The organism is Streptomyces sp. NPDC020983, from assembly GCF_044333485.1.
In the GTDB taxonomy this organism is placed as follows: Bacteria; Actinomycetota; Actinomycetes; order Streptomycetales; family Streptomycetaceae; genus Actinacidiphila.
Genome location: NZ_JBIRRA010000014.1, coordinates 39,936 through 57,649 on the forward strand (window position 1 = coordinate 39,936; position 17,714 = coordinate 57,649).

Consider the following 17,714-nt stretch of genomic DNA (forward strand, 5'->3'; position numbering starts at 1 on the left):
GATCCCCCCGGCCCGCACGACCGCAGGACGGAGGGAGGGCCGCCCCGCCGGGTGGGCGGGGCGGCGGGGGTGCGTGCCGACGCGTGCCGGCAGCCCGCTGCCGGGCCGGGGCACGGCGGTGCGGCCGGCCGCGCCGCGCGTCACCCTCCAGCCGTCGCCGGAGGCCGCGCGGGCCCTTCCCCGGCCTCGGGATCGTCGCCGGGATAGGGGTAGAAGGCGGTGCCGAGCTTCGGCAGCCAGCCCACCGTCGCCACCGGCGACGCGCCGTCCCCCGGGTGCTGCGGCAGGAGACCGGCGTTGACCACCGGCCCCCAGCCCACCGTCAGGAAGCTCATCGCAGCGCCTCCTCGGCCACCAGCGGGTCGTTCGACAGCTCCGGGGGCGTGGACGGCTCGACCGAACGCAGCATGCGCGGCGCCACCTCGGGCGGGCCGGCCACCGGGTCCGGCGGCGCGGCGTTGTGGTACTGCGGGAAGTGCTCCTGGTAGTCGATCGCGGCCTGCACGATCTCCGGCTCGCTGAACCGCGGGCCCCAGAACTGCGCGGCGATCGGCAGTCCGGCGGTGCTGTCGTAGCCGACCGGGAAGGAGACCATCGGCCAGGCGAGGGCGTTGGGCAGCTGGTAATAGGCCCGGTAGACCGGGAAGCCGCCGCCGGCCCGCAGGCCGATCCGGGCACCGAGCGAGAACACCAGCATGAAGTCCACGCCCGCCTCGTCCAGCGCCGCCTGGTAGTTGGCCTGGAGCCGGCGGCGCCGCTTCTCGCCCTCGACGCGCACCGACGCCGGGATCATCCCGCCGAGGCGGGTGGCCGACTCGAAGGACGGCGACGTCTCGCCGGGAGCCCTGCGTCCGTACTGCGCGAGCAGCGCGGCGGCCTGGTCGGCCGGGCGTGTGGCGGCGAAGTCCCTGACCGCGTCCCAGTAGCGGATCTCGTAGCGGTTGGGGCTGAGCACGGCCGAGGACGGGGAGACGTTGGTGCCGTCGACGGTCGCCAGCACGTCGCTGCTGGCGAAGTACGGGTCGCCGGCCGGGTCGGTCACGTCCAGGCCGGGGAATTCCTCGACCGTGGCGCCCAGCGACGTCAGCTGCTGCCTGAGCCGGTTGAAGGCGGCCAGGTGGTCGGCGTCGTAGGTGTCCTGCGGCGGGGTGCCCACCTGGATCCCGCTGCTGGTGCGCATCCAGTCGGTCTGCGGGATGCCGATCGTGACGCCGGCCAGCGGGCGGCGGCCCTTGCGGGCGGTCAGCGGCATCGCGGGGAAGGGCTCGGGCGCCGACAGCGTCAGCGGGTCGTTCGCCGGGTCGGGGCCGAGGACGACCGACAGCACGAGCGAGGCGTCGCGCACCGAGCGGCAGATGGGGCCGAGAACGTCGTAGCCGGGAGAGAGCGGCATCAGGCCGGCGACCGAACTGGTGCCCAGCGACGGCTTGATGCCGCTCGCGCCGTTGGCCGCCGACGGCATCACGATGGAGCCGCCGGTCTCCTCGCCGATGCACGCGGCCGCGAGCCGGGCGACCGCCGCGACGCCCGAGCCCTGGCTCGAACCGCCGGGCACGTAGTCCTTGTTCCACGCGTTGCCGGCGAACGTGCCGGTGATGGACCCGGAGAAGGCCGAGCAGACGGTGTGGCCGAGGATCACGGCGCCCGCCTCACGCAGCCGGTGCACCACGGTGGCGTCCCGCAGCGCGGTGTTGCCGTCGAAGGCGTGGCTGCCGTCCTTGGCGTCGAGGCCCTTGACGGCCACGGAGTCCTTGACGCCGAACGGTATGCCCAGCAGCGGCGGCAGTTCCTCGCGGGTGTGCCGGGCACGGGCGAACCGCGCGTCGGCGGCGGCCGCGGCGGCGAGCGCGCCGGCCCGGTCGATCCGGACGAAGGCGTTGTAGAGGCCGTTGTCGCCGTAGGTCTCGAAGGGACCGTTGAAACGGTCGATACGGTCCAGGTACGCCTTGGTCACCTGGGTGGCGGTGACCTTGCCGGCCCGCAGCAGCGAGGCGAGTTCGACCACTTCGTAGTCGACGAGCCGGGGGCGCTTCGTGATGCCGGAGACGGGCGGGAGGGCGGCGACGAGCCGGGCGGCCGGCGACGGGGCGCCGGTGGTGCCGGGGGCCGCCGAGGCCGGGGTGGCGGCGGCCGCGGAGACCGCGACGGCACCCGTCACGGCGGCGGCCCCGCCGAGTACGGCGCGCCGGCTCATACCGCCCGCGGGGGCGGACACGGCGACGGAGGAATCCGTGGTGCGCGGGTTCCGGGTGGGCGTGGAACGTTCTGCCGTCATGTACAGCTTTCCTGTCCTCTGCGGTGGAGAAAGAAAGGACCGGCGCGAATTTCTCGCGTCTCACGGGAAGACTCTAGGTTCACGGACACCGCACGCGGAACCCGTTTGACCTGGTGTTTCGTGCACCGTGAATGCAGTTGCGCGGTTTATTTCCCGCACGTCTCGGGAGCGTGAATACCAGCTCCGCCGGAAACGTACGGGAACCGGGCGCAAACGGCCGCAGGGATGCCGCTGATCAGCTGACCGGCCACCGGTCGAGAGGTTGGTGAAACCGAAATTAAACCTGACGGTTCGACGGCTGTCGCGTATCGGGAGGCATGGCAGTGGCCGCTGTGACGCGTGTTCTGGAGGAGGCCGCCCCGGAGCCGCGGCAGGACGGGGCCGCCCCGGGTGAACGCGGCTCCGCGCCCGGGCGGCCCCTCCGGGGCCGGTCCGCCCGTGCCACGGGTGAGGCCCGCGACCCCTTTCGGGATCGCGGGCCTCGTCGTCCCGCCGCCGGGCACGGCCGCCCTCTGTCCGGGGCGGGGCTGCCGGTGGGCCGGGTTCAGCCGGCCGCGCAGGTGAGCACGGGGACGGCGTTGGCTCCTGTGTAGCCGGCCTGGAAGCCGAAGGAGGCGCTGCCGCCGGCGGGCAGGGAGCCGTTCCAGCCCATGTTCGACGCGCGCACCGAGGCGCCCGTCTGGGTGGTCGCCGCGTTCCAGGAGTTGGTCAGCTTCTGGTTGCCCGCGTACGTCCAGGTGACCTTCCAGCCGGTGAGCGCCCTGGCTCCCGCCGTGACGGTGATGTCGGCGGTGAAGCCGCTGCCCCAGTCGCTGGTGGTGCGGTACGTCGCGGTGCAGGCACCGGCACCGCCGCCGGCCGTGGTGGTGACGGTGACGGCCGCGGAGGCAGCGGAGACGTTGCCGGCCGCGTCCCTCGCCCTGACGGTGTAGGTGTAGGCGGTGCCGGCGGTCAGGCCGGTGTCGGTGTAGGAGGGAGTGGCCGAGGAGCCGGTCTTCGTCCCGTCGCGGTAGACGTCGTAACCGGTGACGCCGACGTCGTCGGTGGCGGCCTTCCAGGTCAGGGCGACGCTGTCGGCGCCCGGTGTGCCGGTCAGACCGGCCGGCGCGCTCGGCGCCGTCGTGTCGCCTCCCGTACCGCCGGTGTGCTTGAAGTCGCCGAGCTCGTCCAGGGTGACGACGTACGGGTCGCCGTAGACGCGCTTGAGGAAGTCGAGCGAGTTGGCGGCCGTGTCCTGCTCCGAGCCGGCCCAGGTGACGAAGTACGACCAGTCGGCCCGGTAGGCGCGCAGCAGGTCGGGGTCGGGGACGGTGCCGACCTCGGACAGGGCGGCGACCTTGGTGTCGCCGGTGAGGGACAGCTCCTTGTCGTAGGTCAGCGCGACCGGCCCGTGGTCGCCGGCCGTGGGGTAGGAGTCGGCGGTGACCATGTCGACCACGTCGTCACCGGGGTACCAGGCGGGGTCGACCGAATTCCACTCCCAGATCAGGTTGTGGATGCCGTCGACGTCGGTGAGCCGCTCGTGCATCAGCCGGTAGAGCGCCTTGGCCGGTTCGGGCCCCTTGGCGCCCCACCAGAACCAGCCGCCCTCGGCTTCGTGCAGCGGCCGCCAGAGCACCGGCACCCCGGCGTCCTGGAGGCGCCTGAGCTGCACGGCGATGGCATCGATGTCGCGCAGCAGCAGCTTGTAGTCGGCGGAGGACGGGTCCGCCAGCGCCGCGGCCACGTCGAAGGTGGTGGAGTCGGTGTAGAAGCCGCGCCACCACTCCTTGCCGGGCTGGTCGATCAGGTCGGTGGGGGCGTTCCAGTGCCAGACGAAGGCGGTGATGCCGCCGCGTTTGTCCCACGCGAGGGCGTTGTCGGTGTCCGTTCCCACCGTGCCGCGCTCGACCCGGCTGGGGGAGTAGTCCATCATGTCCAGGCCCTCGATCGCCGGGGCCTTGCCGACGTTGGTCTCCACCCACTGCTCGTGCGCGGCGTCCTGCTGGCCGCTGAGGATGTCCTTGCCGTAGTTCGCCGTCAGGTACGTCATCAGCGACCTGGCTTCCGGGGTGGCCCGCGGGTCCGTCAGGTCGCCGGTGACCGCGTGCGGGGGCCGGGGCGGTGCCGGGGTGAGGGAGATCGAGTCGATCAGGTACCAGCCCCAGTCGTTGCTGACGGTCACGGTGTTGGTGCCGGCCTTCAGCAGCACGTTCCCGGCGGCGGCGTCCTTCCAGGTGGTGGTGGCCGGGAGCGAGACCTCGCCGACACCGCTGCCGTTGACCAGCAGGTTCGCCTTCTTGTCGCCGTAGGGGCCGTTGTAGTGGAGGGACAGGCTGTACAGGCCGCCGGGGCTGTCGGGAACGGTGACCGTCAGGCTGTCGCCCGACTGGTCGAAGCCTTCGACGTAGCCGGCGCCCTGGTAGCCGGAGACGGACGTGCCGACGGTCACGCCGTTCAGCGTGCCGTCCTCCGCCTGGTACACCTGGGCCGCCGGGGCGTCGGCGGCTTGCGCGCCGCCCGGGGCGAGTGCCACGGCCGCCGGTACGGCGAGCAGCCCGGCGACCGCCAGCCGCAGGAGTCTGCGGCGACGCGAAACGTGGGGGGACAAGAGATCTCCTCGTGTGGTGGGGGGAGGGAGGGAGAACACGGTGGGAGCGCTCCCATAGAGCCAGAGGAAAAGGGTCCCGTCAATGGGCCGGTCGCAGGTTTCGGCGGTCGCTCCCGGACCGCCTCACGTCACCTGCGCCGGACCGGAGGAGAGCCCTCGAAAGGCGGCTGACCGGGCGGATCCGCCCGGTACGGGCCGTCCGCGCCGAACGGTTCCCGCCCGTGGACGGGCAGCCGCCGCGCCCCGCTCCCCCGCCGTCCGGAGGCCGGGCCCGTGTTGGAACGTCGCAACTCCCCGGCACGGGATGCGGCGTCGCGACGGCGCGGGCGGGGGCACCATACTGTGGCCGTGGCCAGGAACGGGACGGGCGGGATCGGCGGTCCGGACGGTCCCCGTGGAACGATCCGGGCAGTGGCCCGGCAGGCGGGCGTGTCGGTCTCGACCGTCAGCAACGTGCTCAACAACCCCGCTGTCGTCGCCGCCGAGACCCGCGGCAAGGTCGAGGCGGCCATGGCCGCGACCGGCTACGTGCGCAACGCGCAGGCCCGGCAGCTGCGGGGCGTGCCGAGCGCGATCGTCGGGGTGGTCATCCTCGACCTGGCCAACCCCTTCTACGGCGAGCTCGCCAGGGGTGTCGAGGACGCACTCGACCACTCGGGCTGCCGGCTGCTGATGGCCAGCACCGACGCGTCACCCGACAAGGAGCGGCGCCAGCTGCGCACCATGGAGGAACAGGGGGTACGCGGCGTCCTGCTCACCCCGGTGGCCACGACGGGCGGGCGGCTGCGCGAGATGGCCCGGCACGGAACGCGGGTGGTTCTCGTCGACCACCCGGGCGGGCCGGGAATGTGCTCGGTGGCCACGGACAACGTGACGGGGGCCAGGCTGGCCGTGGATCACCTGCTGGCCCTGGGGCACCGGCGGATCGCGTTCCTCAAGGGGTCGTCGAAGGTCCGGGCCGTCGGCGACCGCCGGCTCGGCGTCGTCCAGTCCCTGACCGCGGCGGGGCTCGACCCGGCCGAGGCCCTGCTCGAAGTGCGGCTGCCCGCGTCCGGCGGCGCGGACGCCGCGGACGCGGCCGTGGGGACCGTACTCGGCCACCGCGACCCGCCGACGGCCGTCTTCTGCCTCAACGACATCGCCGCCCTGGGGGCCGTCCGCGGCCTGCGCCGCCGGGGCGTCCGGGTGCCGGCGGACATGTCCGTGGTCGGTTACGACGACGTGCACTTCGCCGATCTGCTCGATCCGGGGCTGACCACCGTGCACCAGCCCTCCTACGACCTCGGCAGGGCGGCGGCCGGCCTGCTGCTCGACGAGTCCCGCGCTTCCCACGTCCACCGGCAGGTCGTCTTCCGGCCCTCGCTGGTCGTACGGGGGTCGACCGCACCCCCGCCCGGGCGGGGGTGAGCAGGACCCCCTGCGCCGTGGAGCCCGCGCGCGCCGGCACCGCTCCCGGGCCCCGGCCCGGTCGCCACGGCCTGCGGTGTCATCGGGGTGTGCGGAGGGCCAGGAGGGCGATGTCGTCGTGGCCGGGCGGGTGGACGCGGTCCAGGAGCTGGTCGGGGAGGGAGCTCAGGGGGCGGCGGGCGAGCGCGGCGGCGTGCTGGCGCAGGCGGTTGAGCCCCTCGTCCAGGGTCTGGCCGGGGGCTTCGATCAGTCCGTCGGTGTAGAGCAGGAGGGTGGATTCCGGCGGCAGGACGATGGTGGCGTCGGGGCGGGAGGTGTGCTGCAGGCCGGTGCCCAGCAGGAGGCCGTGGCCGGCGGTGAGGTAGTCGGCCATCCCGTCACGGGTGATCAGCAGGGGCGGGGGGTGGCCGGCGTTGGTCCAGGTCAGCTGCCAGGCGCCGACGGCGGTCCGGGTCAGGCGGGCGAAGACCAGGGTGGCCGTTTCGACGTCGGTGAGCGGGTGGATCGCCTCGTCGAGCCGTTCCACGATCCGGCTGGGCTCGCGTTCCTGCTCCGACCAGGCGTAGGCGCGCAGGACGTTGCGCAGTTGGGCCATGCCCGCGGCAGCCTGCAGATCGTGGCCGACCACGTCACCGACGGCCAGGGCGATGGCGCCGTCGGGCAGGGTGAAGGCGTCGTACCAGTCGCCGCCGACCTGTGAGGCGTCGGGTGCGGGCAGGTAGCGCACGGCCGTCTGCAGACCCGGCACACGCGGCATCTGGGGCAGCAGGTGGTTCTGCATCGTCTCCGCCACCGCACGCTGGCGCTGGTAGAGACGGGCGTTGTCCAGGGCGAGGGCGGCGCGGCGGGCGATGTCCTCGAACAGCGGCAGGTCCTGGACGGTGAAGTCGCCCGGCGTACCGGCCCGGCCCAGCGTGAGGGCGCCCAGCACGTCGCGGGCACCGCGCAGCGGCACGATGGCCGCGGAGTGGATGCCGGTGGCCTCGAAGAGCCGCCGCTGCTCCACGGCGATACCCGAGTCCGGGGCCTGCCGGTAGGTCTGCGGGCCCGCCAGGGTGGAGGCGACACCGCGCAGCGCCCGCGACAGCGGCATCGGGGACTCCTCCGGGACCGGCGGCATCGGGCCCTCCAGCTCCTCCTCGTGCAGCAGGGCGCCGTCGGCGGCCTGCACCACCGCGGTGCGCCACACCTCGTCGCGGTCGATGATCAGATCGACCACCACCCAGTCCGCCAGCCGGGGCAGCACCAGCTCCACCAGCCGCCGCACCGCCTCCCCCACATCGAGGGTGGACGTCAGCCGGCTCGTGGTCTCGGCCAGCAGCGCCAGCCGCTCGACCTCCGACAGCGGCAACGCCGGCCCGTCCGGGGCCTGCCCCCCGGACCCGTCGCTCCCACAGGCCCCGTCGCGCCCGGAAGGGTAGAAGACCACCAGCGTGCCCGCCTGCGGCTCCCCGATGTCGTACGGAGTGATCACCCACGCCACCGGCAGCACCGAACCGTCCGCGAGCGCGAAGTGCTCCTGCTCGCCCTGGCCCGGTCGCCCGTCGTGGAACGCCTGCCGCATCCGGCACTGCGACGCCTGCAACCGCTCCCCCCGCGGTCCGCGGTGCAGCAGATCGTGCGCGTCGTGCCCCAGCAGGTCCTGTGCCGTCCCGCCCAGCAGGCGCTGCGCGGAAGTGTTCACCGCGACGATGCAGCCTGCCTGGTCCACCGCGTACGCACCGGTCCCGATCGCCTCCAGTCCCTCGGCGATCCGGTCGTGCGACACACTCCCGGCCCGCCCGTCACGCTCCCTGGGCTCCCACTCCGTCACCTGCCACACCTCCTCCGGCCGAACCTCCACCCTCCACTGTCTCCCGGCGCCCGGCACCCGGCACGCCGCCGCCGTGACCCGCGTGCCCGCACGTCCCGGCGCGGGGCACGCTCGGCCGCACCGCCGCCGGACACGTCGCTCGCCCTCCAGCCGTCCGTCAGGCGAAGCGGGACAGGCCCGCGGCGACGGCGCGGCCGGCGCGGCGGGGAAGCTTCCGCGCGGCCTCCGCCATGTCCGCGGCCTGCACCGCGTGGAGGAGGCCGTAGCCGAAGGTGTCCGTCCCTGTGCCGTGTGCCTCGCCGGCCAGGGAGACCAGGGCGCCGCGGGCGACGGCGGCGTCCTGGTGGTCCCCGAGCACCTGCTGGAGCTCCTTGGTGCGTTTGCGCAGCCGCCGGGCCCGCTTGCCGCCGTAGGGCAGCGCGACCTCCGCGGTGTGCCGCGCCCGGCGGGCGGCCTTCCGCACCTGGTGCAGGGCCACTTCGCGCTCCCGCCCGTCACCGGCCCGCTCCGCCGCGGCCAGGCGGCGGGTGAGACGCCGGCGGTCGGCCTCGGCCGCCTTGCGCAGCTGCTTCCCGGCGGGCCGCCGCGCCCTGCGGCGCAGCGGAGGATCGGCGAGCAGGCCGTCGAGGTCGTCGAGCAGGGCGAAATAGCGGGGCGAGCCGAGAGCCGCGACGGCCCTCCCCCACGCCGCGGCGTGCCTGGCACCCTCCTGCTCCCGCAGCCGGCCGGCCAGCCCGCGGATGGCGGCGCGTACGGCCGGGTCCGGGTCCAGCCGCCTCAGCCGGGCCGCCTGCGCGGGAAGCCGCCGGGCCAGCACCTCGTGGTCACGGGCGTCCGCCAGCACCCCGGTCAGCCAGTGCAGCTCGCGGGCGACGCGGTCGGTGCGCGAGCGGTCCAGCACGCGCCGATGGGCGCGCAGCACGCTGCGTAGGCGGCGGGCCGCGGACCGCATCTGGTGCAGGGCGTCGGGGGCGTCGGTACGCGTTCCCGCGTCGGACCGCAGGAGGGCGTCGACCTGGGAGCCGAGCCGGTTCATGACCGCCTCCCCCACCGAGCCCGCCCGGATGCGCCGGGCCGCGCGGCCGGGACCGGGACGTGCAGCCGCCAGCTCGTCGGCCAGCGCGCGGTCAAGCTTGCGGGGAGTGGCCGCGGGATGCCAGCCGGCGGCGCCGAGGCGCTCGGCGGCGGCGTCCAGCAGGCCGGGGGCTCCGTCGGCGAGCTCGACCTCGATCTCCGACCACTGCGTGATGCGGGTGACGCCGCCCTTGCCGCCCTTGCCGCCGTCCTTGCCGCCGGCCGTCGGCTCGCCCCGCCCACGGTCCGGCGCGGGGGTGAGTGTCTGCGCGGCCACCGTGTCCTGCGCGACCTCGGCCAGGCAGCGCTCGCGCTTGTCCAGCAGCAGGTGCCGCCGCCGGTGGGTGCGCAGGTGCGCGACGGGCACCAGCGCCCGGCCGCGGGCGTAGGCCGCGGTCCGGTTGAGCAGTTCGCCGGGCACCGCCCGGCCCTTGCCCGCCTTCAGCGGCGCGTGCACCTCGACGCGCGCGGGGCCGCCGGTCGGGAGCTTCAGGTGCCAGCCCGCGTCGTGTCCGCCGCTGCGGCGGCGCAGGGTGATGCCGCGGGTGAGCAGACGCAGGTCCGGGGTGTCGTAGTAGATGGCGTCGAGTTCCTCCGGCGGCTCCTCCCGCACCCGGTCGACCACGGCGAGCAGCCGCAGTTCCTGCGGGTCGAAGAGCCCGGTTCCCTCGAACGTGGCTTCTCGTTCGCTTCGGGCAGCAGACATGGGAATCGCCTGCCCAGCGCGGTGGGGGGCAATCCCCGTGGAGGGCCCGCCGGGCCCGCGGCGGTGCCCGGTGACCGGGGCGGCGGACGCCCGCCGGGCAGGCCGCCGCCCCGCCCACGCCCGCTCGCCCCGCCGGGTGCGGCCACCGGGCGTCCGCCCCGCCCGCGCCCGCTCGCCCCGCCGGGTGCGGCCACCGGGCGTCCGCGCCGTCCCCCTGTCGCGGCCGGTCCTCCGGCAGCGGTGCGGGACGCGTCCCGGCAGATCTCCGTGCACCGGTTCCCCGCACCTCGCCGCAGCGGGCCCCCGGCCGCCCGCCCGGCGGCCTCCCCCCGTGGGCAGGAGGCGGCCGGTCCGCGCAGCCGGGGTGCGGTCGCGGTGGAGTGCCCGGGACGGGGCGGGGCGGGGCGGGTGGCCGGGGCCCGCGGCGGCAGCGGTCCGGGGCGGAGCCGCCTCATCGCCGTCCCCTCGCGCGGGACTTGTCCCGAACGGGGCCACACCGCCGTGGACCAGCGGCAGTTGGGCACCGGCGCGCGGTTCGCGGCCGTATCGCCGACGACGCATATGTGTCGTCCGGAGCTGAAGGGGCAGCCGCCCTGAGGTACTGATCCAACGACAGGGAGGAGTTCGGACATGTCCACCGTCGAGGAATCGGTCGAGGTTCACGTCCCGGTCCGCACCGCGTACAACCAGTGGACGCAGTTCGAGGAGTTCCCGCAGTTCATGGACGGCGTCAAGCGCATCGAGCAGCGCACGCCCACCCTCACCCACTGGGTGACCGAGGTCAGCGGTGCCAAGCGGGAGTTCGACGCGGAGATCACCGAGCAGATACCCGACGAGCGGGTCGCCTGGACGACCGTCGCGGGCGAGGCCCGGCAGGCCGGTGTCGTCACCTTCCACCGGCTCGACGACACCCACACCAAGGTCATGCTGCAGCTCGAACACGACCCGCACGGCATCACCGACAAGGTCGGGGACAAGCTCGGCTTCGTCCGCCGGCAGGCCAAGGGCGACCTCGAACGGTTCAAGAAGTACATCGAGTCGCGGGGCCTGGAATCCGGGGCGTGGCGGGGACAGGTCTGAGACCGCCCGCCCGGCCACCCGGCCGAGGTGCCGCGGCCCGCTGAGGGCCGCGGCACCTCGGCCTGCCGCGTCCTCCCCCTCCGCAGCACATGCTCCGGTGGCTGCAGGAGCCCCGCGGCTCCCGGCACCGCACCCCCGGCCCCGCCGCTCCCGCTGTACGTCCGAGCCGTCACCCCACGCGGCTGACGCTCCGTCCGGCGGCGGCGGCGGAGCGGGCGAACAGCCGGGCGTCGGTGACGGCCGCACCCCCTGGGTCGTTGTTGAAGTACGTGTAGACGTCGGTTCCGTCATCGGGCCACGCCTCCCGTACGCGCTCGGCCCAGGAGCGCAGCGCCGTGCGGCCGTAGTGGGGCGCCGGCTCGGCGCGGCCGCCGTGCAGGCGCACGTATCCCCAGTCGGCGGTGCGCCACAGCGGCGTCACCGGGCGCGAGCCGCGGTCCGCCCAGCACAGGGCGCTGCCGTGGCGTTCCAGCACCGCCCGCAGTTCCCGCCCGGCCTGCCACCACGAGGGGTGCCGCAGTTCGACGGCGACCCGGACCGAGCGCGGGAAGCAGCGCAGGCAGGCGTCGAGCGCGTCCGGGTCGGCACGCAGGTTCGGCGGCAGCTGGACCAGGACGGGACCGAGCCGGTCGCCCAGGGCGGCGGCCCGTTCCATCAGCCGGTGCACCGGCTCCTCGGGCTCGCGCAGCCGTTTGATGTGCGTGAGGTAGCGGCTGGCCTTGACCGCCATGACGAACCCGTCCGGCGTGCGGCGCCGCCACGCGGCGAACGTGTCGGCGGTGGGCAGCCGGTAGAAGGCGTTGTTGTTCTCCACGGTGGCGAACCGGCCGGCGTACTCCTCCAGCCACAGCCGCTGCGGCACCTGTGGTGGGTAGAGCACGCCGCGCCAGTCCCGGTACTGCCACCCCGACGTTCCGACGAGCAGGGGCATGCGGCGATACGTGCCCGGTGGGCGCCGCCGCGTAACCGGACGGGCACCCGTCCGGCACAGCGGGCCTCCGCACAGCGGCCACGGCGCTCCCCCAGCGGCCCGCCGGCGATTCCGTTACCCGTGAACGGCATCGGCGGCCCGGGCACCCGCCGGGCGACGGCCTGCGAACTCCTCGACGGAGTCGACGCACACGGCCGGGCGGGAAGGCCGACGCGCCGCGTACCGGGCCGCGGCCGCATCGAAGGACAGGGCGCGCGGGCCGGCGGTCACCGCCTCCCCCGGCGAGGACGGGTTCGGCACCGAAGGCGGCCGGGACCGGCCGCCCGGCCGCCCGGCGCAGGCGTGCCGTGTCACCAGGGGATCAGGGCAAGGGCTTCCACCTGGACCATCAGTTCCGGCCGGTAGAGGGCGGACACCTGTACCGCGGTACTGGCCGGCGGATTCGCGGTGTCGACGTACGCGTCGCGGACGCGCCACACCTCCGGCAGGATGGCGATGTCGGTGACGTAGACGGTGAACCTGGAGACCTCGGCGAACGTCGCGCCACCTGCCGCCAGGCAGCGGCGCAGGTTCTCGAAGACCTGACGGGCCTGGGCGGCGGCGTCGCCCTTCCCGACCACGTTCCCGTCACCGTCCAGAGCGACCTGCCCGGAGACGGCGACCAGTTGGCCTTCGCCCACCACCACGTGGCTGTACCCGTCCCCCGGAGCCAGCCCGTCCGCCGGAACGTGCTCGAGCCACGGCTCATCCGACTCATCCGGCACAGGTGACCTCCTTGCGGACAGGTGACGAAGCGACGCTATACGACGTCAACTCCCGTCGGCCACTGCGTCTTTACGTCATCGGTCCGGCCTGGCCGGACGCGGGGGCGGCGTGCCGTCGCCCGCCGCGCCGCACCGTGCCGTCGGGGGCAGTCAGAGCTTGCGGTCGTCCTGCGGCTCGACGTAGGGCTCCTCGTCGGGCGGGTGACCCCCCTCGCGGGCCCGGGCACGCTCGGCCTCCGCGCTGAATTCCAGGCCCAGGAGCAGGGCGATGTTGGAGATCCACAGCCAGACGAGGAAGATGACGATCCCGGCGAAAGTGCCGTAGGTCTTGTTGTAGCTGGAGAAGTTGGCGACGTAGACGGCGAAGAGGGCGGACGCGGCGATCCAGATGGCGACGCTCAGCAGGCTGCCGCGGGTAACCCAGGCGAACTTGTGCCGGACGTTCGGCGCGGCCCAGTGCAGCACGGCGACGACCAGCGCGAACAGGAGCGCCATGACGGGCCACTTGGCGTAGTTCCACACCGTCACCGCCGTGTCGCCGACGCCGAGGACGCTGCCGGTTCTGCGGGCCAGGTTGCCGGTGAACACGATGCCCACCGAGATCGCCGCGAGCACGACGACCACGAAGACCGTGAGCGCGAGGCGGAGGGGCAGCGTCTTCCACGCAGGGCGCCCCTCGCCGATGTCGTACACCGTGTTGCCGGCCCGCATGAAGGCCGCCACGTATCCGGACGCCGACCACAGGGCCACCACGATGCCGATGACCAGCGGGATCAGGGCCTTGTTCCCTCCGGCCTGCGCCTGGGAGACGATGCCGGTCAGGGTGGAGCGGACGGCGCCGGGCGCCAGGCCGGCGATGTTGTCGGTCAGTGATGCGGCGGTGGACTTGCTCAGGAGCCCCACGATCGAGACGAGGGCGAGCAGCGCGGGGAAGATCGCCAGGATGGCGTAGTACGTGAGCGCCGCCGCCAGGTCGGACAGGTTGTCCGCCCTGTACTCCTTGACGGTGCGCTTCAGGATGTCCTTGTTCGCCCCGCCGGGCAGGTCCGACGGCCTCTCCGGCGCCCTCCCTCCCGTCTCGGGCCGACTCCCGGCCCCCTCCGCGGGGCTCGCTCCGGTGCGCTGCGGCTCATCTTCTTCCACGGCGGGATCCCAGGACAGGCGAAAGCCGGACGTTTCCACTCATTCCGCCATTATCGTCCCGTCAGCACGGCCACCGCGAGCACCGCCTCCCGACGACACGGCGGAACGACCACTCCAGCGGATCGCGGGCGGTCCAGGAATGTCCGCGTGACGTCACGACGCCCTCCGGCGCCACTGGTGCCGAACCGCACTCCTGCGTCCCCTGATGCTCCTGAGGTGAACTCCGGGTGGCGTCTTCGCGTACGGGAGCGGGTGGCGCCCGGGAGGCGCGGGCGAAAGCGCCGGGAGACGGCTCAACCACGTCATCCGCGGGCTGATTGTGTGGTTGGATGCGCGGGCCGCACCTGTGCGCCGCGGTCCTCCGTGTGAGAGGGCCGCCAGGGACGACGGGCGGCTCGGGGGAAGGCGATCGCGCGGGGAGCGCGCTCGCGGAACTTCTTGGGTGGGACTTCGGAGGGGGTTTCGTCGTGGGTGCTGACAGGCACAGCGGCAGACGCGGAAGAACGCGAAGGCGCGGGCTGGTGCTCGCGGTGACCGGTGCGCTGACGGCAGGTCTGATCGGGGCCGGAGTCTCGCAGGCGCAGGCCGACGAGACGACCGGGTCGGTGGACGCGTCACGGACCGGCTGGGACCAGGGGGAGGCGAACCTCAGCGCGTCGGACGTGCGGTCGTCCTCCTTCGGCCAGTTGTGGAAGGCGCCGGCCCAGCTCGACGGGCAGGTGTACGCGCAGCCGCTCGTGGTCGGCGGCGCGGTGGTGGCGGTCACCGAGAACAACAACGTCTACGGCCTGGACCGGGCCACCGGCGCGGTCCTGTGGAAGCGCAGCTTCGGTCCCGCCTGGCCGGCGACGACGCTCAGCTGCGGCGACCTCGCGCCGAACATCGGCAGCACGGCCACGCCGGTGTACGACCCGGCGACCGGCGCGGTGTACCTGACGACGAAGGTCGACGACGGTCCGGACGCGCTGAGCCCGCACTGGTACATGCACGCGGTCGACCCGGTCAGCGGCGCGGAGAAGCCCGGCTTCCCCGTGACGATCCAGGGCACCGCGAGCAACGACCCGGGCCAGTCGTTCCTGCCCGCGTACGAGATGCAGCGGCCCGGGCTGGTGCTGGTCGACGGCGTCGTCTACGCCGGCTTCGGCGGGCACTGCGACCGCAAGCCCTACCGTGGCTACGTCGTCGGCGTCAGCACCACGACACCGTCGGTGACGACGATCTGGGCGACGGAGACCGGCGCGAGCAACAGCGGCGCCGGCATCTGGCAGTCCGGCGGCGGACTCGTCTCGGACGGTCCCGGCCGGATCTTCGTGGCCACCGGCAACGGCGTCAGCCCGGCGCCCGGCCCCGGCACCTCGCCGCCCGGCACCCTCGCCGAGTCGGTGGTCCGGCTCCAGGTGCAGGCCGACAAGAGCCTGAAGGCGGTGGACTTCTTCAGCCCGTCCAACGCGCCGACGCTCGACCAGATGGACACCGACCTGGCATCCGGCGGGCCCGCGGGACTGCCGGACAGCTTCGGCACCTCCTCGCACCCGCACCTGATGGTGCAGCAGGGCAAGGACGGCCGGGTGTTCCTGCTGGACCGCGACCACCTCGGCGGCCGCTCGCAGGGCACCGGCGGGACGGACGCGGTGGTCGGCACCACCGGGCCGCTCAAGGGCCAGTGGGGCCACCCCGCGGTCTGGGGCGGTGACGGCGGCTACGTCTACGTCGTCGGCAACGGCGGAGCGCTGACGGCGCTGCACCGCGGCGTCACCGGCAAGGGCGACCCGGCGCTCAGCGTCGCCGGCGCCAGCCAGGACACGTTCCCCTACACCAGCGGCTCGCCGGTGGTGACGTCCGACGGGACACGGTCGGGCAGCGCCCTGGTGTGGGTGGTCTGGTCCGGCGGGGCGACGGGCGTCAACGCCCAGCTGCGCGCCTACAACCCCGTCCCGGACGCGAACGGCGTCCTGCAGCTCGTGTGGTCCGCGCCGATCGGCACCGCGCCGAAGTTCGTCGTCCCGGCGACCGACGGCGGGCAGGTCTTCGTCGGCACGCGCGACGGCAGGGTCTACGCGTACGGCAACCCGGTCGGGAGCCCGCTCAAGGGCGGCCCGGTCGAGTTCGGGAACGTCCCGGTCGGCGGCACCCGGACCACCGACGTCGTGCTGACGGAGAACCAGAGCCCGTCCAGGCCCCTGGGGGTCACGGGCGTGAGCGTCGCGGGCCCGTTCACCGCCGACACCTCGGCGCTGCCGTCCTCGATCCCGGCCGGCGGGCAGCTGACGGTACCCGTCACGTTCAAGCCGGCCACGGTCCTGGGCGCGAGCGGCACACTCACCGTGACCACCGACGCGGGCACGTTCGCACTGAGCCTGCACGGCGTGGGGACGAAGGCCGGGCTGGCCGCCTTCCCGGGCACCGTGGCGTTCGACAACCAGCCGACCGGGATGACCGCCACCGCCAACGTCCAGCTCACCAACACCGGCACCACGCCGGAGACCATCTCCTCCGTCACTCCGCCCACCGGGCCGTTCAGCGCCGACAACCTGCCGAGCGCCGACGCGGCGAACCCGACGGTCGTCCCGGCCCAGGGCTCGATCGTGCTGCAGGTCGCCTACACGCCGACGGCCACCGGCACGCACACGTCGTCGATCACGCTGACCAGCACCAGCGGCACGCTGACCATCCCGGTCAAGGGCACCGCGATCAGCGGCAAGGGGCACCTGGAGCTCACTCCCCCGACGATGGCGTTCGGCGGCCTCGTGCCCGGTACGACGCTCGACAAGACGTTCACCCTCACCAACACCGGGAACGTGCCGGTCACGATCACCAAGGCGAAGGCCCCGGCCGGCGCCTTCAGCGCCGCTGACCCGCTCCCCGAGGGCCTGGTCCTGGGACCCGAGCAGAGCGTGCGGCAGACCGTGACCTTCGCGCCGACCGCCGTCGGCGACCAGACGGCGAGCTACGAGGTGACCGGCGACGCCGGGCAGGGCGAGATGCTGGAGACGCTCACCGGCTCCGGCGTGCCGCCGGCCTCCGCGCGCGGCATGCTGATGGCGCGCGACACCGCCGGAACGCTCTGGGAGTACCCGGGCACGGGGACGGCGTCGGTGCCGTTCGGGCCGCGGGCGTCCATCGGGACCGGCTGGAACGCCTACAGCCAGATCACCAGCGTGAGCCGTGAGATGGCGAACGGCACCGGAACGCTCGTCGGCCGCGACTCCACGGGCACCCTGTGGATGTACCAGGGCACCGGCAAGGTGGCGGCGCCCTTCGCGGCGCGGACGAAGGTCGGGACCGGCTGGAACGCCTACAGCGCGCTGACCGGCACGGGCGACGTCACCAGGGACGGCAGGGCCGATCTCGTGGCCCGGGACACCACGGGCAAGCTCTGGCTGTACCAGGGCACCGGCACCGCCACCGCACCGTTCGCCACCCGCACCCTCGTCGGAAGCGGCTGGAACACCTACAGCAGCCTCGTCGGAGCCGGTGACGTCACGGGCGACGGCAGGGCCGATCTCGTGGCCCGGGACACCACGGGCAAGCTCTGGCTGTACCAGGGCACCGGCACCGCCACCGCACCGTTCGCCACCCGCACCCTCGTCGGAAGCGGCTGGAACATCTACACCAGCCTCGCCGCCCCCGGCGACGTGACCGGTGACGGCAGGCCCGACCTCGTGGGCCGCGACTCCACGGGCCAGCTGTGGCTGTACAAGGCGACCGGCACCACCGCGTCGCCGTACGCGCAGCGCACCCTCGTCGGACCGGGCTGGAACGTGTACAGCATGCTCGTCTGACCGTCCGGCACCGACCGGCGAGCGGGGGGGGGGCCCCCCCCCCGGGGGGGGCCCCCCGGGGGGGGGCCCCCCCCCCCCGGCCCCCCCCCGGCGCCCCCCCGGGGGGGCCGCGCCCCCCCCCGCCCCCCCCGGGGGCCGGGGAGAGCGGG

At 74.2% G+C, this 17,714-nt stretch carries 11 protein-coding genes; 3 read left to right on the forward strand and 8 right to left on the reverse strand.

Going from position 1 to position 17,714, the window contains the following annotated elements; all coding sequences use genetic code 11:
- Positions 1-140: 140 nt before the first annotated feature.
- The 3 genes from ACH4SE_RS27810 to ACH4SE_RS27820 all read right to left on the reverse strand — a co-directional run bounded on the left by ACH4SE_RS27810 (position 141) and on the right by ACH4SE_RS27820 (position 4,865).
- Positions 141-335, reverse strand: a complete 195-nt coding sequence (locus ACH4SE_RS27810; protein WP_398546233.1) for a hypothetical protein — start codon at positions 333-335, stop codon at positions 141-143.
- Positions 332-2,275 (reverse strand): amidase, encoded by a 1,944-nt coding sequence (locus ACH4SE_RS27815; protein WP_398546234.1) that lies wholly within the window; start codon positions 2,273-2,275, stop codon positions 332-334. The genes ACH4SE_RS27810 and ACH4SE_RS27815 overlap by 4 nt, the downstream gene beginning before the upstream one ends.
- 544 nt (positions 2,276-2,819) lie before the next feature.
- Positions 2,820-4,865 carry a glycosyl hydrolase gene (locus ACH4SE_RS27820; protein ID WP_398546235.1) on the reverse strand — a complete coding sequence of 682 codons (2,046 nt, stop codon included), beginning with the start codon at positions 4,863-4,865 and terminating at the stop codon, positions 2,820-2,822.
- 348 nt (positions 4,866-5,213) lie between these two features.
- Here ACH4SE_RS27820 and ACH4SE_RS27825 point away from each other — a divergent pair, with 348 nt between their 5' ends.
- Positions 5,214-6,272, forward strand: coding sequence for a LacI family DNA-binding transcriptional regulator (locus ACH4SE_RS27825; protein ID WP_398546236.1), 1,059 nt, complete (start codon positions 5,214-5,216; stop codon positions 6,270-6,272).
- 79 nt (positions 6,273-6,351) lie between these two features.
- Here ACH4SE_RS27825 and ACH4SE_RS27830 read toward each other — a convergent pair whose 3' ends face one another.
- Together ACH4SE_RS27830 and ACH4SE_RS27835 are read right to left on the reverse strand one after the other, a co-directional pair.
- Positions 6,352-8,085 carry a SpoIIE family protein phosphatase gene (locus ACH4SE_RS27830; RefSeq protein ID WP_398546237.1) on the reverse strand — a complete coding sequence of 578 codons (1,734 nt, stop codon included), beginning with the start codon at positions 8,083-8,085 and terminating at the stop codon, positions 6,352-6,354.
- Between the two features lie 157 nt (positions 8,086-8,242).
- Positions 8,243-9,865 (reverse strand): CHAD domain-containing protein, encoded by a 1,623-nt coding sequence (locus ACH4SE_RS27835; protein WP_398546238.1) that lies wholly within the window; start codon positions 9,863-9,865, stop codon positions 8,243-8,245.
- A 630-nt stretch (positions 9,866-10,495) separates the two neighbouring features.
- Here ACH4SE_RS27835 and ACH4SE_RS27840 point away from each other — a divergent pair.
- Positions 10,496-10,945, forward strand: a complete 450-nt coding sequence (locus ACH4SE_RS27840) for an SRPBCC family protein (protein ID WP_398546239.1) — start codon at positions 10,496-10,498, stop codon at positions 10,943-10,945.
- A 169-nt stretch (positions 10,946-11,114) separates the two neighbouring features.
- On the opposite strand, the gene ACH4SE_RS27845 is transcribed toward ACH4SE_RS27840, so the two are convergent.
- The 3 genes from ACH4SE_RS27845 to ACH4SE_RS27855 all read right to left on the reverse strand — a co-directional run bounded on the left by ACH4SE_RS27845 (position 11,115) and on the right by ACH4SE_RS27855 (position 13,783).
- A complete protein-coding gene (locus tag ACH4SE_RS27845) occupies positions 11,115-11,876 on the reverse strand; it encodes a DUF72 domain-containing protein (RefSeq protein WP_398546240.1) in 762 nt (253 codons plus the stop codon).
- 350 nt (positions 11,877-12,226) lie between these two features.
- Complete coding sequence (locus tag ACH4SE_RS27850; RefSeq protein WP_398546241.1) at positions 12,227-12,640, reverse strand: RidA family protein; 414 nt, start codon at positions 12,638-12,640, stop codon at positions 12,227-12,229.
- 150 nt (positions 12,641-12,790) lie between these two features.
- Positions 12,791-13,783 (reverse strand): YihY/virulence factor BrkB family protein, encoded by a 993-nt coding sequence (locus ACH4SE_RS27855; protein ID WP_398546242.1) that lies wholly within the window; start codon positions 13,781-13,783, stop codon positions 12,791-12,793.
- 521 nt (positions 13,784-14,304) lie between these two features.
- Between ACH4SE_RS27855 and ACH4SE_RS27860 the strand changes: the two genes are divergently transcribed.
- A complete protein-coding gene (locus tag ACH4SE_RS27860; RefSeq protein ID WP_398546243.1) occupies positions 14,305-17,565 on the forward strand; it encodes a choice-of-anchor D domain-containing protein in 3,261 nt (1,086 codons plus the stop codon).
- Positions 17,566-17,714: the final 149 nt, after the last annotated feature.